This window comes from Methylophaga sp. (assembly GCF_048266885.1).
Classification (GTDB): domain Bacteria; phylum Pseudomonadota; class Gammaproteobacteria; order Nitrosococcales; family Methylophagaceae; genus Methylophaga.
Map to the genome: position 1 here is coordinate 1 of NZ_JBLWYR010000030.1, position 25,662 is coordinate 25,662.

The 25,662-nt window shown below is 43.4% G+C and carries 28 protein-coding genes; 14 read left to right on the forward strand and 14 right to left on the reverse strand.

Translation table 11 applies throughout. The annotated features are described in order from the left end of the window. From ACN0V2_RS12430 to ACN0V2_RS12445, 4 genes are all read left to right on the forward strand, one after another. On the forward strand, positions 1-1,317 hold a 1,317-nt coding region (locus ACN0V2_RS12430; RefSeq protein WP_417551144.1), incomplete at its 5' end, for a DASH family cryptochrome. Beyond that, complete coding sequence (locus ACN0V2_RS12435; RefSeq protein WP_417551145.1) at positions 1,317-2,783, forward strand: deoxyribodipyrimidine photo-lyase/cryptochrome family protein; 1,467 nt, start codon at positions 1,317-1,319, stop codon at positions 2,781-2,783. The genes ACN0V2_RS12430 and ACN0V2_RS12435, both read left to right, overlap by 1 nt. 78 nt (positions 2,784-2,861) lie before the next feature. Further along, the gene (locus ACN0V2_RS12440) at positions 2,862-3,833 is read left to right on the forward strand and encodes a calcium/sodium antiporter (RefSeq protein WP_417551146.1); all 972 of its coding nucleotides are present in this window, start codon (positions 2,862-2,864) and stop codon (positions 3,831-3,833) included. A gap of 123 nt (positions 3,834-3,956) precedes the next feature. Then, positions 3,957-4,943 (forward strand): diguanylate cyclase, encoded by a 987-nt coding sequence (locus ACN0V2_RS12445; RefSeq protein ID WP_417551147.1) that lies wholly within the window; start codon positions 3,957-3,959, stop codon positions 4,941-4,943. Here ACN0V2_RS12445 and rimO read toward each other — a convergent pair. Continuing rightward, on the reverse strand, positions 4,940-6,250 hold the full coding sequence (rimO, locus tag ACN0V2_RS12450) for a 30S ribosomal protein S12 methylthiotransferase RimO (RefSeq protein ID WP_417551148.1): 1,311 nt from the start codon (positions 6,248-6,250) through the stop codon (positions 4,940-4,942). The genes ACN0V2_RS12445 and rimO overlap by 4 nt on opposite strands. A 496-nt stretch (positions 6,251-6,746) precedes the next feature. On the opposite strand from rimO, the gene ACN0V2_RS12455 reads away from it, so the two are divergent. After that, a complete protein-coding gene (locus ACN0V2_RS12455; protein WP_417551149.1) occupies positions 6,747-7,508 on the forward strand; it encodes a TIGR01458 family HAD-type hydrolase in 762 nt (253 codons plus the stop codon). 2 nt (positions 7,509-7,510) lie between these two features. Here the strand turns inward: ACN0V2_RS12455 and amrB are convergent, their stop codons facing one another. From amrB to ACN0V2_RS12470, 3 genes are all read right to left on the reverse strand, one after another. Next, positions 7,511-8,299 carry an AmmeMemoRadiSam system protein B gene (gene amrB / locus ACN0V2_RS12460; RefSeq protein WP_417551150.1) on the reverse strand — a complete coding sequence of 263 codons (789 nt, stop codon included), beginning with the start codon at positions 8,297-8,299 and terminating at the stop codon, positions 7,511-7,513. A gap of 204 nt (positions 8,300-8,503) precedes the next feature. Then, on the reverse strand, positions 8,504-9,160 hold the full coding sequence (locus ACN0V2_RS12465) for a pyridoxamine 5'-phosphate oxidase family protein (RefSeq protein WP_417551151.1): 657 nt from the start codon (positions 9,158-9,160) through the stop codon (positions 8,504-8,506). 79 nt (positions 9,161-9,239) lie between these two features. After that, positions 9,240-10,145 (reverse strand): LysR substrate-binding domain-containing protein, encoded by a 906-nt coding sequence (locus ACN0V2_RS12470; RefSeq protein ID WP_417551152.1) that lies wholly within the window; start codon positions 10,143-10,145, stop codon positions 9,240-9,242. A gap of 116 nt (positions 10,146-10,261) precedes the next feature. Here ACN0V2_RS12470 and ACN0V2_RS12475 point away from each other — a divergent pair, with 116 nt between their 5' ends. The 6 genes from ACN0V2_RS12475 to ACN0V2_RS12500 all read left to right on the forward strand — a co-directional run bounded on the left by ACN0V2_RS12475 (position 10,262) and on the right by ACN0V2_RS12500 (position 14,244). After that, positions 10,262-10,651 carry a DoxX family protein gene (locus tag ACN0V2_RS12475; RefSeq protein ID WP_417551153.1) on the forward strand — a complete coding sequence of 130 codons (390 nt, stop codon included), beginning with the start codon at positions 10,262-10,264 and terminating at the stop codon, positions 10,649-10,651. A gap of 8 nt (positions 10,652-10,659) precedes the next feature. Beyond that, positions 10,660-11,244 carry an FMN-dependent NADH-azoreductase gene (locus ACN0V2_RS12480; protein WP_417551154.1) on the forward strand — a complete coding sequence of 195 codons (585 nt, stop codon included), beginning with the start codon at positions 10,660-10,662 and terminating at the stop codon, positions 11,242-11,244. Positions 11,245-11,254: 10 nt separating this feature from the next. Next, a complete protein-coding gene (locus ACN0V2_RS12485) occupies positions 11,255-12,097 on the forward strand; it encodes a pirin family protein (protein WP_417551155.1) in 843 nt (280 codons plus the stop codon). Between the two features lie 90 nt (positions 12,098-12,187). After that, positions 12,188-12,892 (forward strand): polysaccharide deacetylase family protein, encoded by a 705-nt coding sequence (locus ACN0V2_RS12490; RefSeq protein ID WP_417551156.1) that lies wholly within the window; start codon positions 12,188-12,190, stop codon positions 12,890-12,892. A gap of 151 nt (positions 12,893-13,043) precedes the next feature. Beyond that, entirely contained in the window at positions 13,044-13,496 is a 453-nt protein-coding gene (locus ACN0V2_RS12495; RefSeq protein WP_417551157.1) for a DUF305 domain-containing protein, read from the forward strand. A 100-nt stretch (positions 13,497-13,596) separates the two neighbouring features. Further along, a complete protein-coding gene (locus ACN0V2_RS12500; RefSeq protein WP_417551158.1) occupies positions 13,597-14,244 on the forward strand; it encodes a MarC family protein in 648 nt (215 codons plus the stop codon). Here ACN0V2_RS12500 and ACN0V2_RS12505 read toward each other — a convergent pair. The 3 genes from ACN0V2_RS12505 to ACN0V2_RS12515 all read right to left on the reverse strand — a co-directional run bounded on the left by ACN0V2_RS12505 (position 14,241) and on the right by ACN0V2_RS12515 (position 17,780). Then, positions 14,241-15,947 carry a potassium/proton antiporter gene (locus ACN0V2_RS12505; RefSeq protein ID WP_417551159.1) on the reverse strand — a complete coding sequence of 569 codons (1,707 nt, stop codon included), beginning with the start codon at positions 15,945-15,947 and terminating at the stop codon, positions 14,241-14,243. The genes ACN0V2_RS12500 and ACN0V2_RS12505 overlap by 4 nt on opposite strands. A 147-nt stretch (positions 15,948-16,094) precedes the next feature. Next, positions 16,095-17,192 carry an alkene reductase gene (locus ACN0V2_RS12510; RefSeq protein WP_417551160.1) on the reverse strand — a complete coding sequence of 366 codons (1,098 nt, stop codon included), beginning with the start codon at positions 17,190-17,192 and terminating at the stop codon, positions 16,095-16,097. A gap of 177 nt (positions 17,193-17,369) precedes the next feature. Continuing rightward, positions 17,370-17,780, reverse strand: coding sequence for a hypothetical protein (locus tag ACN0V2_RS12515; protein ID WP_417551161.1), 411 nt, complete (start codon positions 17,778-17,780; stop codon positions 17,370-17,372). 141 nt (positions 17,781-17,921) lie between these two features. Between ACN0V2_RS12515 and ACN0V2_RS12520 the strand changes: the two genes are divergently transcribed. Then, positions 17,922-18,485 carry a methylated-DNA--[protein]-cysteine S-methyltransferase gene (locus tag ACN0V2_RS12520; RefSeq protein WP_417551162.1) on the forward strand — a complete coding sequence of 188 codons (564 nt, stop codon included), beginning with the start codon at positions 17,922-17,924 and terminating at the stop codon, positions 18,483-18,485. After that, positions 18,482-19,132: a DNA oxidative demethylase AlkB gene (gene alkB, locus ACN0V2_RS12525; protein ID WP_417551163.1), complete on the forward strand. Its 651-nt coding sequence runs from the start codon at positions 18,482-18,484 to the stop codon at positions 19,130-19,132. Before ACN0V2_RS12520 ends, alkB begins: the two co-directional genes overlap by 4 nt. 1 nt (position 19,133) lies before the next feature. Here alkB and ACN0V2_RS12530 read toward each other — a convergent pair whose 3' ends face one another. Genes ACN0V2_RS12530 through ACN0V2_RS12550 form a run of 5 tightly spaced genes read right to left on the reverse strand, consistent with a single transcriptional unit; the run spans position 19,134 to position 22,293 of the window. Then, complete coding sequence (locus ACN0V2_RS12530) at positions 19,134-20,135, reverse strand: ArsJ-associated glyceraldehyde-3-phosphate dehydrogenase (RefSeq protein WP_417551164.1); 1,002 nt, start codon at positions 20,133-20,135, stop codon at positions 19,134-19,136. Further along, positions 20,132-21,166, reverse strand: coding sequence for an ACR3 family arsenite efflux transporter (gene arsB / locus ACN0V2_RS12535; protein ID WP_417551165.1), 1,035 nt, complete (start codon positions 21,164-21,166; stop codon positions 20,132-20,134). Before arsB ends, ACN0V2_RS12530 begins: the two co-directional genes overlap by 4 nt. Then, a complete protein-coding gene (locus ACN0V2_RS12540; RefSeq protein WP_417551166.1) occupies positions 21,166-21,651 on the reverse strand; it encodes an arsenate reductase ArsC in 486 nt (161 codons plus the stop codon). The genes arsB and ACN0V2_RS12540 overlap by 1 nt, the downstream gene beginning before the upstream one ends. Positions 21,652-21,687: 36 nt before the next feature. Then, a complete protein-coding gene (locus ACN0V2_RS12545; RefSeq protein WP_417551167.1) occupies positions 21,688-22,011 on the reverse strand; it encodes a metalloregulator ArsR/SmtB family transcription factor in 324 nt (107 codons plus the stop codon). Between the two features lie 60 nt (positions 22,012-22,071). Further along, a complete protein-coding gene (locus ACN0V2_RS12550; RefSeq protein ID WP_417551168.1) occupies positions 22,072-22,293 on the reverse strand; it encodes an RNA-binding S4 domain-containing protein in 222 nt (73 codons plus the stop codon). A gap of 109 nt (positions 22,294-22,402) precedes the next feature. Between ACN0V2_RS12550 and ACN0V2_RS12555 the strand changes: the two genes are divergently transcribed. After that, positions 22,403-22,723, forward strand: coding sequence for a hypothetical protein (locus ACN0V2_RS12555; protein ID WP_417551169.1), 321 nt, complete (start codon positions 22,403-22,405; stop codon positions 22,721-22,723). Positions 22,724-22,749: 26 nt separating this feature from the next. Here ACN0V2_RS12555 and ACN0V2_RS12560 read toward each other — a convergent pair whose 3' ends face one another. Next, on the reverse strand, positions 22,750-23,883 hold the full coding sequence (locus ACN0V2_RS12560; RefSeq protein ID WP_417551170.1) for a sodium ion-translocating decarboxylase subunit beta: 1,134 nt from the start codon (positions 23,881-23,883) through the stop codon (positions 22,750-22,752). 11 nt (positions 23,884-23,894) lie between these two features. Next, positions 23,895-25,662: sodium-extruding oxaloacetate decarboxylase subunit alpha (gene oadA / locus ACN0V2_RS12565; RefSeq protein ID WP_417551171.1), on the reverse strand; the 1,768-nt coding region annotated here is incomplete at its 5' end.

Genomic DNA, 25,662 nt, shown 5'->3' on the forward strand with positions numbered 1-25,662 from the left:
GCCATGACCACAGGATTATTTTGGTTTACCAATGATCTGCGACTGCATGATCAACCTGCATTATGGAAAATGCAGGCGGTTGATAAACTGATCTGTGTATTTTGTATTGATCCACAGTGGTTCAGACCTAATGGGCTAAATGCCAAAGCGATGGGAGAGCGCCGCTTACAGTTTTTAGGCGAATCTTTGTTAGATCTTCAGCAGCAATTACAACAAGTCGGACAACAGCTGATCATTAAACAGCAAACACCACATTTAGCTTTAACAGAATTAATTGAGTTATATAACGTTGATATCATCGTTCGCAGCCAGCATGTCGGTGTCTATGAAAATCGGCATTGGCATTTGCTGCAACAACAATTTCCACAGCTAAAGTTTATTACCGAAGTTAGTCATACCCTGTTTGCCGCAGACGACTTGCCTTTTGCTGTTAGTGAATTACCTGACAGTTTTACGCAGTTTCGCAAACTGGTAGAAGACTTAGCATTGCCCAGACCCATGTCAGCACCCCAGAAATTACCGCCACCACCGGGACCTGTTGCTATCGACACTCTTGCTTCACCACAATTCAAACCTTCTGCATTTAAAGGCGGCGAAACTTCGGCGTTAAAACATATCAATGAGTATTTTTCAGCAGATCTGCCAGCAAATTACAAACAAGTCAGAAACGAACTGGATGGCTGGCAACATTCGACCAAATTTTCACCCTGGTTGGCGCTGGGCTGTCTGTCTGTTCGGCATCTGGTGAGTAAACTTAGAGCTTTTGAGCAGAATAATCTCAGCAATGATTCCACTTACTGGATTTATTTTGAATTGCTGTGGCGGGAGTATTTTCAGTGGTATGCCTTACGCCATGGTGCCAAGTTATTTCGTGTTGATGGGATAAAAAATAGCAAAAGTCGACGTTGTTATTATCCTGAGCGCTATCAGAAATGGTGCAATGGCAATACGCCATATCCGCTGGTCAATGCATGTATGAAGCAGTTGAATGAAACGGGGTATATGTCAAACCGTGGCAGGCAGATTGTCGCTAGTTGTTTTGTTTATGATTTGAATCTGGATTGGCGTTTTGGCGCAGCATATTTCGAGCAGCAATTAATTGATTATGATGTCGCCGCTAATTGGGGCAATTGGCAGTATATTGCTGGAGTAGGGGCTGATCCAAGAGGTGGGCGGCATTTCAATATAGAAAAGCAGACCCAACAATATGATCCCAACGGTGAATTTATTCGTCGCTGGCAAGGTGATATTGATCTCGTTCCATTGGATTCAGTCGATGCTGCCGACTGGCCAATTATGCCGCCCCCCAAACGATAATGACGCGGCAATCCATTAATATCGTCTGGTTCAAACGCGATTTAAGGCTTGCAGATAATGCCGCTTTACATGCGGCCTGTGAGCAGAATTTACCTATTTTATTGTTGCTTATAGTCGAACCGTCACTGGTGGCTGATCCTCATTACAGCATGCGTCATTGGCGATTTGTCTGGCAATCCTTGCAGCAACTCAATCAGCAATTAGCCTCTGTTAAAAGTTACGTTGTTGTTATTGAAGGTGAAGCAGTTGAGGTCTTTCAGCAGTTACAGCAGCATTATCAGATTGAAGCCGTTTTCAGTCATCTGGAAATTGGTCTGAATATCACTTTTGACCGGGATAAAACCTTAAAACAACATTTCAACCAGCAAAAGATCAGCTGGCACGAATTTGCACAAGGTGCGGTGGTTCGTGCGGCTAAAACACGTAATGATTGGGACAAACATTGGCAACAGGTGATGCGGGCTCCTCTAATCGAATCCCAATGGCAACAGGCACAATTTATTATTGATTTATCATTGCCTGATTTTAGCCCGCCAGCTGAGTGGCAACAGGCTGATGAACAATTTCAATACGGTGGCGAGTTAACGGCAAATAAGGTATTGGCCGATTTTTTTGCCGAGCGAGGAAAAAACTATCACAAACATATTTCCAGTCCGGATCTAAGTCGCCAGACTTGTTCCAGAATGTCTCCTTATTTAGCCTGGGGTAATATCAGTTTGCGGCAAATGTATCAGCAGTTGCTTGATCACTGGAATGAACCAGGTTGGCGCAGAGCCTTATCTGCATTGGCTTCGCGATTACACTGGCATTGTCATTTTATGCAGAAATTTGAAAGCGAAACAGTAATGGAATTTCGCCATGTAAACCGCGGGTATCAAAGCTATCCCTGGCGAGAAGATAGACAATCTGAAGTTGATTTAATCGCCTGGCAACGCGGTAAAACCGGTTATCCGCTGGTCGATGCAAGCATGCGTTGCTTGATGGGAACTGGCTATATCAATTTTCGTATGCGTGCCATGTTGGTCAGTTTTTTATGCCATCAATTGCATATTGATTGGCGTCGTGGCAGTTATCATTTAGCTCAAATATTTCTGGATTTTGAACCGGGAATTCACTATCCACAATTACAAATGCAGGCAGGGGTAACAGGTACCAACACAATTCGAATTTACAATCCAACTAAACAAGCTGAAGAGCAGGATTCTGAAGGTAAATTTATCCGTGAATGGTTACCTGAACTGAGAGACTTGCCTAATGAGATTATTCATCGCCCGTGGGAAGTCACACCGATGGAAGAGGTGATGTTTAATTTTCAATTAGGCAGAGATTATCCTTATCCGATTGTTGATATTAAAGAAACTTCTAAACAAAGTCGGGATCGTTTATGGGCATGGCGCAATCGTGAAGATGTACAAAACGAAAATCAACGTATACTGCGCCGTCATGTGCGGTTGAAAGGTCGTTAATAGATTTGAATTGCCAGTATGCTGCTTGAACCCTGATAATTACCCGATAAATTCCTCAAAATTTTTTCCGGAGAACATATGACACTTGCCTTTGCTGCGGTGATATTTGGTTTGATTTTACTCGTTTGGAGTGCTGATCGATTTATTGATGGTGCGGCCGTCTCCGCTCGTTACTTTGGTATGCCGCCTTTATTGATTGGTATGGTGATTGTCGGTTTTGGTACGTCGGCACCGGAAATGGTCGTTTCTGCTCTAGCTGCTACGCAAGGAAACCCAGGGCTGGCTTTAGGTAATGCCTATGGTTCCAATATCACCAATATCGCATTAATTTTAGGCTTAACTGCTGTATTAAGTCCCATTGCAGTACATTCGCAGGTATTACGCAAAGAATTGCCCATTTTGATAGCGGTAACGGCATTAGCCGCATGGCAATTAGCTGATGGATCCTTATCGAGATTAGATGCCGGTATTCTTATATTGGTATTTTTTGTGTTGATGGGGTGGACCATTTATCAGGGTATGCAAAAAGCGCCTGATGCCTTTGGTACAGAAATGGAAGCTGAATTTAATACTGAATCTATGAGTTTGAAAAAAGCCTTGATTTGGTTGTTTATCGGCTTGGTTTTTTTGATTATCAGTTCACGTATTTTGGTCTGGGGTGCCGTTGAAATTGCGGTAGCGTTCGGAGTGAGTGACTTGATAATTGGCTTAACCATAGTCGCTATTGGAACATCGTTACCTGAACTCGCTTCGTCGCTGATTGCAGTGAAAAAGGGCGAGCATGATATCGCACTCGGCAATGTTATTGGCTCAAACTTATTCAATACTCTGGCCGTAGTCGGTATTGCTGGCTTGATACATCCATTTGCAGTGCCAGCGGAAATATTAACTCGTGACATTGCAGTAATGGCTGGTTTGACCGTAGCAGTATTTATATTTGGTTTTGGTCTGCGCGGCAGACAAGGGCGAATCAATCGAGTTGAAGGTAGCGCATTAATGTTGGTCTTTTTCGCTTATACCGCTTATTTGATCAGTACTATCGTTACTTAATCCGTATCTTAAAACTGAACTGATTATAAACGTCCGACAATCCCTAAATTTATTGTGACTTGCGTCACATAAATTTTTGTAAGATACTTCCGCTCTTAAGTGTTTGATTACTAAGGATTGGGTATGAAGACGGGGTTGGGCGAAGTCGATAACGAATGTCTACAGGTTGTATTAGACATTATTAGCGATGGTGTATGGGACTGGCATGCTAACACTGGCTATGTTTATCGTAGTCCAGGATGGGGCCGTATGTTGGGCTATCCTACAGAAGCTATCCCTTCTACCATAGACTTTTGGGAAGGTTCATTACATCCCGAAGATCGAGTTCGCGTACTTAAACACTTTGACGATTATATTCATAATCACACCAGCACTTATCATATTGAATATCGATTTCGTAAGGCTGATAACACATATTTATGGTTAGAAGATCGCGCCAAAATTATTGAGTGGAATGACGATGGCTCGGTCGCCAGAATGATCGGTGCACATCGTGACATTCATGAGCGAAAGCTGAATTTGGAGCAACTGGCTCAGCAAAATCACTCCCTAGAGGATCTGGTAGAAGAGCGTACTCATCAACTAATCGAAGCCAATGCAGAACTGGAAAGCAAAATTGCTGAAGTTCAGCGTCTAGCCGAAACCGACACCCTCACCGGCGTAGCGAATCGTTACCGTCTCGAAAAAACGCTGGAACTCGAGGTTGAACGTGCCGAACGTTTTCATCAACCGTTATCTGTCATTGCACTTGATATTGATGACTTTAAAATTGTTAATGATGAGTTTGGTCATGCCAATGGCGATATGGTGTTAGTGCAAATGAGCCGATTGTTGAAAAAAAATATTCGCGAAATTGATTTATTGGCACGTTGGGGTGGCGATGAATTTATGATTTTGTTGCCCAACACAGGTCTTGAAGCAGCTGCCCATACCGCCGAAAAATTACGTCAACTGATTGTCGAGGCAAAACTGGATAAGCGGGCAACGATAACCAGTAGTTTCGGTGTTGCTCAATTGCGGCAGGGCGAGTCAGCCATGCGTTTGTCTATTCGTGCTGACAACGCCCTTTATCAATCAAAAGAAGCTGGTAAGAACCGTATCAGTTCTTAAACAAGTCTGGCCCAGAGGTCGTGTTCATCGGCTTCTTCGAATTCAACTTCGACGATATCTCCAACCTTTAAATGTGTCGCGTGGTCGATAAATACCTGACCATCTATTTCTGGTGCATCGGCACGACTACGTCCCACCGCTCCTTCTTCAACGACTTCATCAATAATGACAAAATCGCGTTTGCCCACTTTTTGTTGCAAACGCTGAGCACTGATTTCGGCTTGTTTAGCCATAAAGCGGGCCAAACGTTGTTCTTTAACTTCTTCCGGTACCGGATCAGGCAATTGATTTGCCACGGCCCCATCAACCGGTGAATATTTAAATGCCCCAGCTTTATCCAGTTGTGCCTGATCCAGAAAATCCAATAATTCTTCAAATTCGGCTTCAGTTTCACCAGGGAAGCCTACGATAAAGGTACTGCGTAAAGTGATTTCAGGACAAATCGCACGCCACGCCCGGATACGTTCAAGATTATTCTGAGAAGAGGCGGGGCGTTTCATCAATTTCAGAATACGTGGGCTGGCATGCTGAAATGGAATATCGAGATAAGGCAGAATCTTACCTTCAGCCATCAATGGAATCACATCATCAACATGCGGGTATGGGTAAACATAATGCATCCGTACCCAGATGCCGAGTTCGCCCAGTGCTTTGGCCATGGCAGTAAAGCGAGTGGCAATTTTTTCACCTTGCCATTCATATTCCGCATATTTCAAATCCACACCATAGGCACTGGTGTCCTGGGATATAACGAGGATTTCTTTTACACCAGCATCGGCTAAACGTTTTGCTTCAGCTATAACTTGATTTACCGGGCGGCTGACTAAGTCACCACGCATTGACGGAATAATGCAGAAGGTACAGCGATGATTACAGCCTTCAGATATTTTCAGGTAAGCATAATGACGAGGAGTCAGTTTGATGCCTTCAGGTGGTACCAGACTGATAAACGGATCATGGGGTTGTGGTAAGTGTTTATGTACAGCACCAACGACTTCTTCCAACGCATGGGCACCGGTAATTTCCAGCACCTGCGGATGCCTTTCACGAATCGTGTTATCACGGCTCCCTAAACAGCCAGTTACAATAACTTTGCCATTATGGGCGATGGCTTCGCCGATACTCTCCAGCGATTCTTCAACAGCAGAATCAATAAACCCACAGGTATTAACAACAACGAGATCAGCATCATCGTAATTGGCGGAAATCTCATACCCTTCGGAACGTAGCTTGGTGATAATGCGTTCGCTGTCGACAAGCGCTTTGGGGCAACCGAGACTAACAAAACCGACCTGTGGAGCTTTCATAAGCGTAACCTGTAACTGGGAGAGTGTAAAAGGCGGCTATTCTATCTTGTTTGATGGTGCCTGTTAATTTTTCATTGCCACCACTGCTGGAGGCTATTTTTTCGTCTCACAAGGCGCAAATGATGCAGTGTAGTTATTCTACATAAGTCATTTCCAACGCCGTGGGGCGGAAAAATAGTCCCAGCCCTTCGGGTTGTGACTGAAAATGTACCACTCTGCGTTATTCGTCGTTTATTTAGAATGGCTACAAAAACGCCGGGAGCGTTTTTGAGCGTCAGCCCCAATTGGGTGAGATATGTATCTCACAAACCGCACTCCTCACGCCTTGATTGGTACATTTTCAGTCACAACAGAGGCGGCTATGAAAGATTAACAGGCCCTAGTTTGGTCGCTATTTCATAGACTTGAAACCAGTTTGAATTTATTCAGCTGATTGTTTGTCATTGGTTAACCGAACATAATTTGTTTTATCTATGACATGCCCGAGGTGACTGTGATGATAAAAGCGATTTTATTTGATATCAGTGGTGTATTGCATGTTGATAGTCAACCGGTAACGGGGGCTGTTGAAGCGATTCAGTTGGCACGTGATGAGCAAAAAATTGTGCGTTTTGTGACCAATACCTCTCGCAGTACCAGTGCTGACATGTTGCAATCGTTATTGCAAATGGGCTTTGATCTCAGTATGGATGAAGTGCTGACGGCCCCGGGAGCATTAAGATTAGTGTTACAGCAACGCCGGTTACGACCTTATTGTTTGGTACATGAAAAGCTGCGTCCGGAATTTGCCGATCTAGATCAGAATTCTCCTAATGCTGTGGTCATAGCTGATGCCGCAGAGGGATTTGGCTATGAGAATATGAATCACGCATTCCAGTTGATAATGAATGGCGCCCCCTTATTAGGAGTGGGGTTGAATCGTTATTTCCGGCAAAACGATCAGTTGCAATTAGATGCAGGTCCTTTTATAGCTGCCCTTGAATTTGCCTGTGATGTGGAAGCCGAAATTTTAGGTAAACCTGCGAAAGCATTTTTTAAAACCGCTGTTGAATCAACAGGTTTTTCTGATGAAGAAGTGTTGATGATTGGCGACGATGCTTTCGCTGATGTGGAAGGTGCTTTGGCGGCGGGGTTGAGAGCCTGTCTGGTGCAAACCGGAAAATACACACCAGGAGACGAAGATAAAATCCGTCTTCCCGGTGCCTGGGTATGTCAATCGATTGTAGATGCAGTAAATCGTGCTATTGAACAGCCATGATTTTATTCAAATAAATAGGCTCCATAGCCAACAACACTCTCTTTTTTGCCCACCACATCCCCTGAATTGCTTAGAGCCATGATTTGCCCGGACATATTTTCATTGCGGGCATATTCTAGAAAACCCCGGATCGCATCACTTCCACAAGCATGAAATTTATCAAGATCGTGATTATCCATGCTGATTATCGCCTGAGAAGTGTATTGGTCTATTTTACGAGCGGTTTCATAATCCAGATAATGACTTAAATCAGAACTAATCACGATTAATGATTTGGCATCCTGAGTAGCTGCACCCAATACATCCGCAATAAGAGAAGAACTAGCTTTACCAGTTAATAGAGGTACGATTTCAAATTGATTTAAAGAATATTGCAAAAAAGGTAATTGGACTTCCAGACAATGCTCACTATCATGCGGACTTTCGTAGGTTTCCACTCCTTTAATACGACTTAATTGTGGATAGATTTTTTTGTCTACCGCAACACTGCCCATTGGAGTGGCAAAATAATCTGCCTCACTCATAGCGACGCCTTTAAAGTCGGTACGGTGAGAAGGGCCAATTAAAATAACGCGTTCAATATCATCGGCAATTTCGATTAAAGATTGGTAAGCCTTGGCGGCAACCTGGCCAGAATAGAAATAACCGCCATGAGGCACAATCAGTGCCTTAGCACGATGGTGTATATGATCAGATGGTTTATCAAATTGTTTAGTGAGCAGGTCTTCCAGCTCTGTCGATCGGGCGGGATAATACAAACCTGCAACTGCGCTTGGGCGAATCGAAATCATTGTTTTTATCCTCAACTCTAAGGCCTTGGATGATTGAGTATTCGCTTCGCAATATGGATTTTCAAGCAAGGATTTAGCCGCAAAAATGATCGACACCCGAAATGCTGATTTTCCGGGCGTTGATCACTTACATGAAATTTTCCCTAAATATCAATGTGGTAGCGATGAGACATAGTGGTGCGCAAACCACTGATATTTAATAAATTATGCTTCGCCTTTAAGCAATAAGGCTTCATATTCTTCCATGGTAATAATGCCGCCTTCCAAAGCCACTTTGGCTTTTTCTTCATCCTCAATAACATCTTGTAATGCATCAAGTCGTTTCCACACGGGTAACGGGGTCTCACATTCAGTTTTAGGCACATAACGTGATTCACTTATACGTTTATAGCGATGTATATAACGTGGACAGTTCTGAAACATATCCTCAATGGTCACTTTGACCACTAGTTCAGCTTCATGGAATAAAGCCAGGTCTGCAGGATCACGGCTTAGTTGTGCAGTGCCATGCACTCGTACGCGATGCGGAGTTTCAAAATCGATAAACAGCATGCCGATTTTTTTATTGGCATCAATATTACCCATCGACAGATACATGCCGTTGCCATCCAGACTAGGGAAAGCAAGTGTCTTTTCATCCAGGATTTTGACAAAGCCAACATCACCACCTTTATATGAGCAAGTTGGAAAACCACGGTGATCGACTGTCGACAGAAAAAAGAAATCGCGGCTGGCGATAAACTCGCGGTGCTGGTCAGTTATGTAATCGGTGATGATGGCCTCGCCAACCCGATCGGCGAGCTTTTCTTTATTAAATTCCTGTTGTAATTGTCGGTGCTGTGAACCATAGATTTCAGTCATATATTTCTCTCAGTAATGATAGTGAAGCTTATTGTTATGGCCGACAGTTGAGCATTGTCTCAAATGGCTGTCAAATGGTTCAGCAATCCAGCCAGGGTGCATTACGGGAGAAATAATTTTGCAAATAAGCAATCAAGATCTGGCTACGTCTTGGCAAATAACGGGTTTGTGGGTACACCGCGTAAATGCCAAGCTCACTGTCGTGCATATAGTCACGTAATATGACCTGTAGTTGACCAGACTGTACTGCTTGGTAACAGATGAAATCAGGCGAAGTGATAATACCTTGTCCTGCGATGGCAGCATCACATAGAAAATTGCCATTATTAGCAGAAATTTTCCCTTGTAAATGCAGGCTAATCGGGCTGCCATCTTGTTGAAACTGCCAAGTTTCAGAGGTGTTTCGATAATGCAAAATGGCATGACCATTAGTGAGATCGGTAGGGATAATCGGGGTGCCGCGAAAAGCAAGATATTCGGGACTGGCACAAACAACTAGTCGGGTAGACGATAGTTTTTTGGCAATTAATGTTGAGTCATCCAGCTTGGCGATGCGTATCGCCAAATCAAAACCGTCGGCAATCAAATCAACCAGTCGATCATTAAAATCAATCGACATTTCAATCAATGGATGTATCAGTTGAAACTCCTGCAGAGCAGGGCCCAGATGCATTAAACCAAACGAGACGGGTGCAGAAATACGCAGTTTGCCACTGAGTTCAGCTTCAATATCCGATATCTGCGCTTCCGCTTCAGCAATATCATCCAGTAAACGCAAGCAATGCTGATAATAACGATGCCCGGCCTCGGTCAGCGTTTGGCGTCGGGTGGTGCGTTGCAGCAATGTTACATTCAAACGCTTTTCCAGGTCCTTTAAGCGCTTACTGACCGCTGATTTCACGGTATCAAGCTGTTCTGCAGCGAGGCTAATACTGCCGGCTTCAACAATACGTTTAAACGTTTGCATATCTTCAATTTGATTCACCAACACCTCCTCTTATTGTTCTTTATTTATAAACAATAATTTCTTTATAGCATTCTTTATCTAAATTTCAAGAACTATAAAATGGCACCGTACTTACTTAACAAGGAAATAAAAAAATGTTTAGCAATATTATCGATTTGACAGGTCGGGTTTTACTTTCAGTGCTGTTTCTCAGTGCAGGTTTAAGCAAGCTTGGTGCTGGCTATGAAGGAACAGCTCAATACATGGCAGCTATGGGGATTTCGCCTGCTCTATTACCGCTGGTGATCGCCACTGAAATATTGGGAGCGATCGTGATTATTGTTGGATTTCAAACCCGTATTACTGCTTTTTTACTGGCGGGGTTTTCAATTTTATCGGCGGTGTTTTTTCACCTGGATTTTGCCGATCAAATGCAAAGTATTTTGTTTATGAAAAATATCGCGATTGCTGGTGGCTTTTTGGTGTTGATGAGCCATGGTGCAAAACAGTTTTCAATTGATGCAGCGTTAGCTGTGCGTAGATAAGGAATTAAATGATGCAAAAGTTAAACGTATTACATATTAATGCCAGTGGTCGTTATGACGGATCATTAACCCGGACTGTATCGACTCAGTTGACCGAAATATTGGCTAATCAACATGATGTCATCGTGCAGCAACGTGATGTGGCTTCAGGTTTGCCATTTATCAACGAAGAATGGATTAATTCCAATTTTACCGATCCGGCAGATAGAAGTGAGGCACAAAAAAATGTATTGGCCTTGTCTGATCAGCTGATTAATGAAGTGAAGTCAGCGGATGTAATGGTTCTGGCGGTACCGATTTATAACTTTGGTATACCGGCAGTACTCAAAGCCTGGATTGACCTGGTGGCCAGAGCGCGTGAAACCTTTCGCTATACCGAAAATGGCCCTGTCGGATTACTGGAAAACAAGAAAGTTTATCTGGTGATGGCATCAGGTGGCGTACCACTGGAAAGTGATGTGGATTTTGCCAGTCAGTATTTGAAATTTTTTATGCAGTTTATTGGCATTAGTGATGTCACATTGGTCAATGCCAATCATTATTTTGAACAGCCGGACAGCAGCGAGAAATTGGCTGCAGTGATTACGGCGTAAGGAGGCCATCATGGCACAACAACGTGAAGTGAAAAAATGGATACGGGGTCAGATGACCTCGGATGGGGCGGGGGTATCGTTAAGACGGTTAATTGCCTCGCATGAAATAGATATGTTGGATCCGTTTTTACTGTTCGATGCGTTTGGTAGCGATAAACCAGAAGACTATATTGCCGGTTTTCCACCCCATCCGCATCGTGGTTTTGAAACGGTAACCTACATGTTGGCTGGCAAGATGCGTCATGAGGACAGTGCCGGTAATGCAGGAGTCATTGAAACTGGCGGTGTGCAATGGATGACAGCAGGACGCGGCATTATCCACTCGGAAAAACCTGAGCAGGAAGCGGGTTTGTTGGCAGGTTTCCAATTGTGGGTGAATTTGCCCGCTGAACAGAAAATGATGGCGCCACGTTATCAGGAAAAAACTGCCAGCGAGATTGCAATAGAAACACGCGAAGCAGGTTTAACGGTAAAAGTAGTTGCCGGTGAAACGGTCAAAGGGACTAAAGGTGTTATTGATAACAGTTTTGTTGAACCGGTTTATTTTGTAATTGATGCGCCTGCTGGCAGTGTGTTTGAAGACACTATACCGTCTACCCATAATGCCTTTGTTTACGTGGCTGCAGGGCGAGTCAGTATCGGCGATAAACCGACTTCAATCGGTGCCTCGCAACTGGCGGTATTAAAAGAAGGCGATGCGGTGAAAGTCCTAGCTGAGCAGGACAGTACTTTTATCGTCGTAGCCGGGAAACCAATTAACGAACCGGTTGAACGGGCGGGACCATTTGTAATGAATACTCGCGCCGAGCTGGAACAGGCCTTTGCTGATTATCGCAGTGGTCAATTTGCTTGATATTTAGCCCGGAATTATCCGGGCTTTTTTTTGGGGTATTATCTATAACTCTTATCTTTTCAAATTGGGCTTGCTGTGCAGATTAAAAAGATGATTTTATTTAGCATCATTATTTTAATTTTGCTGCTCACTGGGTTATATCAGCTAGTTAATTCAAGGCAGTTTCAACTATTTGGCAATATTGTCAGCAAGGTGGAAACAAACCAAAAGGTCGTCGCTTTAACCTTGGATGACGGCCCTTCAGTGCAATACACAGAACCCGTGTTGCAGATTTTAGATGCTCATAATGTAAACGCCACTTTTTTTGTTGTTGGTCAGGAAACCCAGCGATTTATTGAACAAGCCAGACAAATTGTCCAACATGGACATGAACTAGGAAACCACTCTTATACCCATCCACGGATAGTGTTTAAATCGCTATCTACGATCCGTCAGGAAATTGAAAAAACTGATGAAGTGATACGGCAAGCAGGTTATCAAGGCGACATACATTTTCGGGCACCGTATACCAAAAAACTATTTGTACTTCCCTGGTATCTCAATCAAACCAATCGGCTTAATATTTCATGGAGTTTGGGGCCAGATTCCCGTTCGACTAATGATGTGAGAAAAGATGCGGAGACTATGGCGCAATATGTACTGGATAATATTCAGCCGGGATCGATTATTCTCTTGCATACCATGTATGAAAGCGGAGAAGCTTCACGCCAAGCACTGCCATTAATTATTCGTGGTTTGCAGCAGCAAGGATACGAGTTTTTAACTATTTCAGAACTATTAACTCATCGTCGTTAAGATAACCTTCATCCTATCTGTTTTCCCATAAGATAATTTCCATAATGGGTTAATACCATTGGTTATTTTAATGGCTAGCTTAAAAATGTTAACTTGATAAAAAAACAAATATTTCTTTCATTTCAAGGGGTGTTAACTAGGAGATAAGCTGATGAAAATGTATGTCAAATTTGTTGCAATGATATTGACATCAACACTGGTAATGTTTGGTTTAATGTATTTGAATACATACCAGCTTAATCATGCGTTTTTCAGTGAAACCCGAAGTTATATGGCACTCATTATGGGGGCTACCATGGCAATAGTGATGTTGAGCTTTATGTTACATATGTATTCCAATGTCACCGTCAATATCATTATTTATCTTGTCAGTATTTTGATTCTTATTGGTTCCCTCTGGCTGGTAAGAAGCCAAACCACGGTTGATGATGTGTCTTATATGAAAGCCATGATTCCACATCACTCCATCGCAATTTTGACCAGTGAAAGGGCACAGATTAGTGATCCACGGGTACGTGAATTGGCCGATGAAATTATTGAGGCACAACGCCGGGAAATTGATGAAATGAAAATGCTGATAAACGATCTTCAAGACAAGCAATAAACCCATCATTGAAAATTTTTTTGGCGGATTCATAACGAGAATGCAAAATTTCATTGGTCGTTATATGCGAACATAGCTTTTTTAATATATTGGGAAAATCATGAGTGCAGTGGACTTATTTGATTATTGGATCATCGCAATTGCAGCGTTGTTTGTGATTGTGAATCCATTAACGACGGCATTTATGTTTGTCTCGCTACTACCTCGCACTTCCGAAACCACCCGCAAGGCGGTTGCCAAACGTTCTAGTCTGATTGCCACCGGGGTGTTTTTTGTTTTTGCCTTGCTGGGTGGTCTGATTTTCAAAATATTTGGTATTACTATTGAGGCCTTTCGTATTGCTGGTGGCCTTATTTTATTTGGTATTGCTATGAGTATGATTCACAAAGGATTGGACGAAGGCGAAACCAGCAGTGCTTCCGATCCGGCAATCGAAGGCAAAATCGCCAAAGATATTTCAGTCATTCCGCTGGCTATCCCGTTTATGAGCGGACCTGGTGCTATTGCCACGGTGATGATTTTGACCAGTGAGGCACCAACTGCTTGGCATTTAATCGTGGTATTTGCCGCGATCCTGCTCACAACAGGATCGTGTTATCTGGCAATGGTCTATTCACATTTTCTGGTGCGTTATCTGGGCGAAACGGGTAAAGAAATCGTTACCCGTATATTTGGCATCATTCTCTCGGTAATAGCCGTGCAATTTGTGATTAATGGTGTATTGGAAATATACGCTGGTCTCAATTAATACAACCTGAGTCCAACTTTGATGATCTTGTCGCCATCAACTTCATTAACCACCCAATGAATACCATGCCAATCCACATCGTCACCCACCACCGGGTGGCCACCCACACGGCGTGAAATAAAATCACTTACCGTCATGCCTGTTTGGGCAGAGCTGATCACCAAACCATAGGCTCTAGCAACATCCTCTAACAATGCATCACCACGAATATTGAATGAGCCGAAAAAAGCCTCTTTTTGTTTGAGCTTGGAATGTCCACTAAAGATTTGATTAAGTGCATCCAAATCCTCATTACGGCTAATGACACAAATAGTGTCGTTAAGTTTGAGTTCGGTACTGCCTTTAGGATGCAACATCACATGATTACGAAATAACGCTGAAATCAACGTACCGGATGGAAAACGTATCAATCGGATCGGCTGACCATCCAGCTGTTCGTTCTCAATACGATAAACAAACAACTCATAATCGTTTTCCGGCAATATTCCTAATGCGCCACGATGATTGGGTGTAATGCCAACCGGAACTTCAACCCGCATCCAACGTGCCATCAACGACAACGTGCTGCCTTGAATTAACAATGAAAGCAACACCACCACAAAAGCGACGTTGAAATATAAAGATGCATTTTCAACTCCGCCAATGACGGGGAAAATTGCTAATACAATTGGTACTGCACCGCGTAATCCAACCCAGGATATAAAACCGATTTCACGCCAGCGAAAGCGAAAAAAAGGTTTGACCGAAAGGACGACAGCAATGGGTCTGGCAACAAAAATTAATGCGAATGCGATAACCAGAGCGGGCAGGGCATACTGGATTAATTCACTTGGATTTACCAATAAACCCAATATCAAAAACAAACCGATTTGACTGAGCCAGGCCAAACCATCATGCACTGGAAGAATGAAATTTAAATGGCGTCCTGGACGGTTACCAATCATTAAGCCACATAAATAAATAGCCAAAAATCCACTGCCACCAATTGCACCGGTCAGGCCAAATACACTAAAGCCCAGCGCTAAGGCCAGCATGGCATAAAGCCCTGGGGCTAAATCCAACCAACTGAGTAATCTGGCTATTAACCAGCCACCACCAATGCCAATAACCAGGCCAAAGCCAAATTGTTCGACTAAAAATAAAAGGGTATCCAGTGGGCCACCGATTTCACCCGTCAGCAATTCAACTAACATAATGGTTAGAAAAATGGCCATGGGATCATTGGTTCCGGATTCAATTTCGAGCGTGGCACCGACACGCTCGTTAAGGTTAATACCTCGTCCACTAAGCATGGAAAAAACAGCAGCGGCGTCGGTTGATCCTACTATGGCACCAATAAGTAAGCCTTCAAATAGACTGAGGTCAAAGACCCACATTGCAAGCAACCCAATGCCACCACTAGTGAGTAATACACCTAGAGTGGCGAGTGACAGTGCAGGTTTGAAACCGACACGAAACGTTTTTAATCTGGTACGTAAGCCACCATCTAGCAGGATCATCGCCAGAGCAAGATGTCCGATAAGAAAAGCCATGGAGTAATCATCAAACTGAATACCCAAAATACCTTCTTCGCCAGCCAACATGCCTAAAGCTAAAAAGATGATCAGTAATGGAAGCCCAAACTTTGATGAAAGTCGGCTGCCAAGAATGCTTAAAGTGATAAGCAGGCCACCGAGTAGAAAAAGTGTATTGATAAAATCCATATAAAACCCTGAACAAGTGCAAATATGATTATTACACACCAGCTAAGCCCATTGCCTGCTAATTAGGCTTGAATATTTCGAGTGCCTAAATCTGTAGACATAAAAAAACCGGCTCAGCCGGTTTTTTTTATCGAATGAATTTTAAACTTATGTTGGTTGGAGAAAGGGATAATCAATATAGCCTTTTTCATCGCCACCATAAAAACTTTCTGGATCCGGTGCGTTGAGTGGGGCATTTTCTGCAAAACGCTCAGGTAAGTCAGGGTTAGCAAGAAATAACTTTCCAAATGAAATCATATCAGCCTTGGCTTCGTTGAGCGCCTTATTTCCCGATTCATAATCATAATTACTGTTGGTCATATAGATGCCATCCCACAACCCACGCAATGAGCTTATATCAAAATAGGGGCCAGCAGCCCCAGGATTTTCTGCACCCATCTCGGTGATATGCAGATAGCCCAAACCGAATTTATTAAGGGCTTTAACCATATAGCCAAAGGTTGCTTCGGGATTTGAATCATACAAGTCATTAAATGGCTGTAATGGAGATAGGCGAATGCCTACTTTTTTAGGATCCCAAATTTCACAAACTGCAGCAGTCACTTCCATGATCAAGCGAGCCCGATTTTCGATACTGCCACCATATTGATCGTCGCGTTTGTTTGAGCCATCGCGTAAAAACTGATCTAACAGATAGCCGTTGGCTGCATGAATTTCGACACCATCAAAGCCTGCTTCAACCGCACAACATGCGGCGTGACGATATTGTTCAATAATCCTTGGGATATCGGCTGTTTCTATAGCATGGGGCGTTTCATACGGTTTCATGCCTTCATAGGTATAAACTTCACCTGCTGGTTTGATTGCGGAGGGAGCGAGCGGTTTCATGCCGTTTGGCAGCATTGAACTATGTGAAACCCGGCCGCAATGCCATAACTGTACGAAAATTAAACCTTCTTCTTTATGAACGGCGTCAGTTACTTTATGCCAACCCGCTATCTGTTCTTCTGAGTGAATGCCAGGCGTTAATGGGTATCCCAGAGCATCATCGGCAATTTGTGTACCTTCACTAATAATCAGACCAGCAGATGCACGTTGCTGGTAATAGGTCACATTCATTTCAGTTGGTACAAGACCTTCACCCGCTCTATTGCGAGTCAATGGCGCCATAACCATTCGATTTTTTAATGTCAAAGCATCTATTTTGATAGGGGATAGCAAAGTAATATCCTGCGATTGATTCATAAAATACCTCTGGTATAAAAAAGAATTTGGAGCGGGAAATACTTGAAATTACTGGCGGTGTTTAACTGCAATCAAGAGATTAACACCCGTTGGTACTGAATCTTTTATTCAACACAACAGTTTTTTGGTTGCAGTAAAGCACTTAAAAAAACAACACTGAGCGATGTATGCAACGAATTATTGTTGCTCAGCTTTGGCCTTTTGTTTAGCCTCAAGTTGCAATTTAATGAATTCCAATTTTTCTGGAACAACATCGCAACTATCTACCGCACTTCCGCAACGTGAACAATTTAATGCGAACCATGCCGCATCAATTACATCACTACGAATTTCTTCCTCGACCTGATTCGCAGTGCCTACCATGGATCTAGCCCGAGTTTGAATATATCCATGTTGATTTTTGCATTGCATCACATCAAGTGGTTGCTTGAAGTCGTATTGTTTGTGCAATTCCAGGCCAACCTGATATTGGTAAAGCATTTCCTGATAAACCAATTTAAGTGGGTCACCTGTACCGAGCTGAGACACCGCGCCAGCTTGTGCAAGCATGGGAGAACAGAGTAAAAGCAAAATTAGTTTCAGTTTCATAATGATTTTCCAGGAAAAATTCCTATATTAACGACAGCTTAATGGAATTTTAAACTGTATGCATCGGCAAATTCCTTACTGTTAAACTGACAAAGGAATTAGGTTTAAAATCTAAACTAACAACGCGAAGGTGAACGCAACGTGAACAGAGGACAATCAATGATGGCTAGTGAATTGAGGGTCATTGCACCGGTAATCGAGCAAATTCATTTTGCTATTGGCATTAGCCCAGTGGGAAAAGTGTTGGTTGGTGAATCGGCCAACGGCATTTGTGCTGTTTATTTGGGTAAATCGGCAAAAGAATTGATGGGCAGCCTGCAAAAACAGTTCCCTTCAGCAAAATGCATAGATGGTGGCAATGGTATTAAAAACACGCTCTCCAAAGTGATTGAGGTCATACATAACCCCCAAAAAAATACTGATTTTGATTTAGATCTCCGGGGAACGACTTTTCAAAAACAAGTCTGGCAAGCTTTGCGAGAAATTCCGGTTGGTTCCACGGTGTGTTATAGCGATATTGCAGACAAATTGCATAATTCTGGTGCGGTAAGAGCTATTGCCAGCGCCTGCGCAGCGAATAATATTGCGGTGATCATCCCGTGTCATCGAGTGATTCGAAAAGACGGTTCACTCTCAGGTTATCGCTGGGGAGTCGAAAGCAAACAAGCCTTACTGCGACGTGAAAGGGTCATGCTGACAAAATGACCACGGCAGACTTATTTGCCAGCAACGAATTTCCGCAATGCGAGCAAATCCTACCAGATGTCTTTCTGTTGAAAGATTATGCACTGGCCCAAGCAGAACAATTATTAAATGCCATTTCAGAAATCGAAGCGCAATCCGCTTTTCGTAAGATGCAGACACCGGGTGGTTTTTATATGTCAGCTGCAATAACCAATTGTGGAGATGTGGGGTGGCATAGCGATCGACAAGGTTATCAATACAGCAAAATTGACCCGCAAACACAGCAACCTTGGCCGACAATGCCGGCATGCTTTGAGCAACTTGCTAACAATGCCGCTCAGCTTGCGGGGTTTACTGATTTCAATCCTGATGTCTGCCTAATCAATCGTTATGAAATTGGTGCAAAAATGGGCCTGCATCAAGATAAAGATGAAACAGACTTTTCTCAGCCAATAGTGTCGGTGTCACTGGGATTACCGATCATCTTTCAATTTGGTGGCCCCAAACGAAATGACCCAAAACAACGAATTCCACTACAACATGGTGATGTAATTGTCTGGGGTAAAGCCGCCCGACGCTATTACCATGGCGTATTAACGTTAAAACCCGGCCAACATCCACTGACCGAGAATTATCGGTATAACCTCACCTTCCGTCGAGCGAGATAACTCAGCTTAAGCCTACTTTACGAACCAACTCCATAGTACGCATGCTGTAACCCCATTCATTGTCATACCAAGCGTAAATTTTCACCTGAGTATTATTGGTGACCATAGTCGATAGTGCATCAATAATACTGGAGCGTGGATCGCCTCGATAATCACTTGATACCAAGGGTTTTTCCTCATAGCCAAGGATTCCGTTTAATGCATTTTCTGCTGCTGATTTGAATAACGCATTGACTTCCTCAACTGAGGTAGCCCGTTCAACTTCAAACACACAATCGGTTAAAGAGGCATTGGCTAATGGCACTCGTACCGCATGGCCATTAAGTCGGCCTTTAAGCTCAGGAAAAATTTCGGTAATAGCAGTGGCACTGCCAGTTGTGGTGGGGATCAGGTTAGTGCCCGACATGCGTGCCCGGCGTAAATCTTTGTGAGGGGTGTCCATAATCGACTGAGTGTTGGTTAAATCATGGATGGTGGTGATCATGCCATGTTTAATGCCTAAGGCTTCATGCATGACTTTAACCACTGGCGCCAAGCAATTGGTGGTGCAGGAGGCTGCGGTGACAATACGATGTTTATCGGCATCATATAAATCATCATTCACACCCATCACAACATTTAGGATGCCTGCTTGTTTGACTGGCGCTGTCACCACCACACGTTTAACACCCTGATCTAAATAGGCTTGCAACATAGCACCATCACGCATTTTGCCTGATGCCTCGATCACCACATCACAGCCTGACCAATCGGTATCATCAATGGCTTTATTCGCGGTTACCGCAAGGGGTTTATCACCGACTGTAATATTGCTGCCATTGGCTTCTGCATGGTGATGCCAACGACCATGCACAGAATCAAAATTTAACAAATGAGCGTGAGTTTCGGCATCCCCTGCAGGATCGTTGATCTGCACAAATTCAATTTCGGGCCATTGCCATGCTGCGCGTAGGCATAGACGCCCAATGCGTCCAAAACCATTAATACCAACTTTAATTGTCATGGTAAGTTCTCATTTTTGGGAAACCAATGTCGGGTGCGATTAGCGAAATAGACTAATGTCAGCATGACGGGCACTTCCACCAACACACCGACCACGGTTGCCAGCGCTGCCCCGGAATGCAGTCCGAATAATGAAATGGCTACAGCAACCGCCATTTCGAAGAAATTTGACGTACCAATTAAACATGCAGGTGCAGCCACATCGTGTTGCAGCCGCATTTTAATGGCAGCAAAATAACCCAGAGCAAATATCCCATAAGTTTGGATCAACAAGGGAATAGCAATCAGCACAATAATAAAAGGTTGTTGCAGAATGGTTTCAGCCTGAAAACCGAACAACAAAATGACTGTCGCCAGCAAGCCTATTATTGACCAGGGTTTGATATGGTTTAAAAAACGGTTGAGAGCAGGTAAACCTTTGCTTTTAATGATGTTCTGGCGAGTAAAAAAGCCTGCTATGAGCGGTAATAAAACATATAACACTACTGAGATCAGCAAGGTTTCCCACGGGACAGTTAAATCAGTGATACCCAATAAAAATGCAGCAATCGGCGCAAAAGCAAAAATCATAATGATGTCATTGAGCGAGACTTGAACCAATGTGTAATTGGCATCGCCTTTAACCAACTGACTCCAGATAAACACCATCGCCGTACAGGGTGCTACGCCGAGTAAAATCATGCCGGCAATATATTCATCAGCCGATTGGGGATCGACCCAGCCGGAAAAAAACGCTTTAAAAAACAACCAGCCTAGTGCGGCCATAGTAAAGGGCTTGATAAGCCAGTTGATGACTAACGTCAGCCAAATCCCTTGGGGACGTTTGCCGATATCTTTGATGGCGGTGAAATCCACTTGAACCATCATTGGATAAATCATTAACCAGATGAATATCGCAATCAGCAGATTGACATGGGCATATTCCAAACCGGCGATCAGATTGAATATGGACGGAAATAGATTGCCCAACAATAGGCCCGCCAAAATGCTCAGCCCAACCCACACCGATAAATACCGTTCGAAGACGCCCATCAGTTAGAAGCTCCTATACGTTTAATCTCAGCACTGAGTTCAGCGGCAGCTAATCTAGCTGGAAGTATCTGTAATAATGCGTTGATGCGAGATTCGAGCAAGCTGATTAACCCATCAAACGTCTGATCTCTTTCAATCGGGTCCACCACTTTTGAAGCGTCGGTTAATCCCCAGTGTCCTTTCACTGCTTTGCCAAACCACACAGGACAGCTTTCACCCGCAGCTTGATCACAAACAGTGATGACAATATCGGGTTGATAGTCAATCAGGGCATCCCATGATTTACTAAACAAATCATCAATATTGTAAGCATGCTCCGTTAGCTTCTGCAGTGTCTGCGGAAAAACTGTTCCAGCCGGATTGCTGCCTGCACTGGCGACAATATAGTTCTCACCAGCAAGCTGACGACAAATCGCTTCAGCCAGAATGCTACGACAAGCATTATGGGTGCAAAGGAATAGAAGTTTAAGCGGCGTACTGGTCATAATATATGTTTACCCATATATGTTTGGTTAAAATTTTTAGCAGCAATTACTCAAGCGTTGTAACTTAGATAAGTCTTCTTTGAAAAAATCGGGTTTACTTTGATAAGCAGCATCGATTGATTGCTGAGCCCATACTGGAAGGGAAGGGCTAAGCCGATAATAGACCCATTGTCCCTGACGACGATCTTGCAACAGACCATTTTGGCGGAGTAATGCCAAATGCCGGGAAATTTTCGGTTGGCTGATCTGCAATGCTGAAATTAGTTCACAAACACATAATTCATCTTGATCAACGATCAATAACACAATACGCAAACGTGTTTCATCGGCCAGGCATTTGTGAAAATTGAGTAAATCCATAACAAATCTATATTCGAAAATTCTTATATGCGAAAAATAATATATTAATTCTTGATAATGTCAATCGACTAATTGCCATTGATCGTCGCCAATTTGAAAGATATCACCAGCGACCATTTGTCGACGCTTGCGAGTTTCAACTTCACCATTAACTTTTACGTGTCCTTCCGCAACGATATTTTTGGCTTCGGCGCCACTGTCAGCAATACCCTCAAATTTAAGGATTTTGAACAGTTCCACCGGACTTTTGGTGATATGAACGGGTGTGATTTCGTTTGACATAGGAGCTTCCTGATATTTTGTAAAAACAATTGTTAGGTCACGTTTTATCCACATGACACACTCTACAATCATCCCAGTTGATAATGGCTCATTGAAAGGAAATATGGCCATGAAATTGTTAGTGAAGTTGATTCAGTATTCAATCGTGCTGGTGATGATATACCCGCTGTATTACGTATGGGAAACCGATAAGATAAAATCGGCCTGCCTGCAAATAAAACCTGGAATGTCCTATAACAATACCTTGGTTATATTGAACAGCTTTGGCCTCGGTTTTAGCCGGATGAATGGCGATCATGCCCAGGGAGAAAAATGGTTGGGCTTGGTGGAATCAAAAGCCTCGTTTAAGGGGTATGCCTGTGAAATAAGAGGGTTTGGCAGTCAGATTGCGGGAGTTAAAATGCTCAAAGGCAAACAAATCGCTCCCTGAAAAAACTATCAGGGAGCGTAATCAGTTTAGCTTGCGACGTAATTAATCAAAATACCTGCTGCAACCGCAGAGCCAATGACACCGGCTACATTAGGTCCCATTGCATGCATCAATAAGAAGTTATGTTTATCGGCTTCCAGCCCCAGTTTGTTCGAAACCCTGGCAGCCATTGGAACTGCTGACACACCAGCAGAACCAATTAACGGATTGATTGGTTCTTTGGTCAGTTTATTTAAAATTTTCGCCATGATCACACCGGATGCTGTACCGATAGCAAAAGCCACCATACCTAACAGCAAAATACCCAAAGTCATGTTATTCAAAAAGCTTTCTGCACTTAATTTTGAACCGACAGCAAGACCCAGGAAAATAGTGACCGTGTTAATTAATGAATTCTGTGTGGTATTACTCAGACGATCCACTACGGCGCACTCTTTCATTAAGTTACCAAAGCAGAACATACCTAATAATGGTGCGGCATCTGGTAAGAATAAAGCCACCAGAATCAGTATAACTAAAGGGAAAACGATTTTTTCCCGTTGCGATACATGTCTTTGCTGGTGCATACGGATTTTACGTTCTTTTTCGTTGGTCAAAGCACGCATAATTGGTGGCTGAATTAACGGCACCAACGCCATATATGAATAAGAAGCGACAGCGATAGCACCCAGCAAGTCAGGAGCCAGCTTACTGGCAACATAGATTGATGTTGGGCCATCAGCACCACCGATAATACCAATGGCTGCAGCATCGGCCAGGCTGAAATCAAAAATACCAAAGGTGGAGAGCAGGACCGCGCCCATTAAGGTCGCAAAAATACCGAACTGAGCGGCAGCACCCAGAAACAGGGTTTTAGGGTTGGCAAGTAAAGGGCCAAAATCGGTCATAGCACCGACACCCATAAAGATGATTAGCGGAAAGGCACCACTTTCTATACCCACCACGTAAAACAGATGCAAAATACCGCCGGCTTCGGCTAAGCCAGCACCAGGAATATTGGCTAGTACGCCACCAAAACCGATTGGTACCAGTAATAGCGGTTCGAAATTTTTCTTGATTGCCAGATATAACAACAACATACCGATCAAGATCATGATGCCTTGACCTGGCTGCATTTGATAGAAGCCAGTGGCTTCCCAAAGATGTATTAACTTGTCCATTTGAGTAGCCCTTAAGCGATTGAAACGAGATGGTCACCAACTTTAACGGTGTCACCTGGTTTAACATTGATAGAAGTCACAGTACCGTCATTTTCGGCCACTATTTGTGTTTCCATTTTCATCGCTTCAAGAATCAGCAATACATCGCCTTCGTTGACTGTTTGTCCTTGAGAAACCATGATTTTCCAGATATTGCCGGACAATGGTGCTTTTACTGCAACACCTTCGCTTGCTGCTGGTTGGCTGGGCTGTGGAGCTTGAGAGCTATCAATCTGGCTAATATCACCACCTTCATTGACCTCAACAACATATTGCTGGCCATTAACGGTGATGGTGTAGGTTTCTGGAGCACCTGCTGCTTTAGCTGGTGTTGATGATGCGTGAGTAGCTTCAGCGGTTGGCAAAGGTTCAAATGCATCGGGGTTGCCACGGTTTTTAAGAAATTTAATGGCAGTTTGATTAAATAGGGCGAACGTTAAGACATCATCAATCTGTCTTTCACCTTCTTCGAGTTTGAAATTATCGGTATCTGCAAGCGAAATTAACTCACTGGTCAGTTTGTCCATTTCATCTTCAAGCAGATCGGCAGGCCGACAGGTAATGGCTTCATCGCCATTTAGCACGCGTTTTTGCAATTCGGTATTAAATGGCGCAGGTGCAGAACCATATTCACCGCGTAATACGCCCTGTGTTTCTTCTGTGATGGACTTATAACGTTCACCAGTTAATACATTAATGACCGCTTGAGAACCGACGATTTGCGAAGTGGGGGTCACCAAAGGAATAAAACCTAGATCCTCACGAACGCGAGGAATTTCATGTAAAACCTCATCCATGCGATCCAACGCATTTTGTTCGCGTAGTTGGCTTTCCATATTGGTCAGCATGCCGCCGGGAACTTGTGCCACCAAAATGCGTGAATCAACCCCACGCAAACTGCCTTCAAACTTGGCATATTTTTTCCGAATATCACGGAAATATGCGGCAATTTCTTCAAGCAATTCGATATTTAATCCGGTATCACTTTCAGTGCCTTCAAATATGGCAACCACAGACTCAGTGGCTGAATGAGCGTAAGTCATCGACATAGACGAAATAGCGGTATCGACATTATCAATACCAGCTTCAACACATTTCATAATAGTTGCAGTCGACAAGCCTGTTGTAGCATGAGATTGCATATGTATTGGGATATCAATGGTTTGCTTAAGACTTTTAACAAGTTCATAAGCTTTGTAAGGCTTAAGCAAACCAGCCATATCTTTAATACATAATGAATGTGCGCCCATATCTTCAATACGTTTGGCCATGTCTAGCCACATTTGCAGATCATGTACTGGGCTGATGGTGTAGGCCATGGTGCCTTGTGCGTGCTTTTCATTTTCTAGAACAGCTTTGATAGCAACTTCAAGGTTACGGGGATCATTCATTGCGTCAAAAACGCGGAATACATCTACGCCATTGATACTGGCTCTTTCAACAAATTTACGCACCACATCATCTGCATAATGACGATAACCCAGTAGATTTTGTCCACGTAATAACATTTGTTGTGGAGTATTTGGCATCGCTGCTTTCAGGCTGCGAATACGGTGCCAGGGATCTTCACCTAGATAGCGGATGCAGGCATCAAAGGTCGCGCCGCCCCAGGTTTCTACAGACCAATAACCGACTTGATCTAATTTGTCGGCAATCGGCAGCATGTCATCTAAACGAAGTCGGGTAGCGAAAAGTGATTGGTGGGCATCACGCAGAACTACATCGGTGATGCCAAGCTTT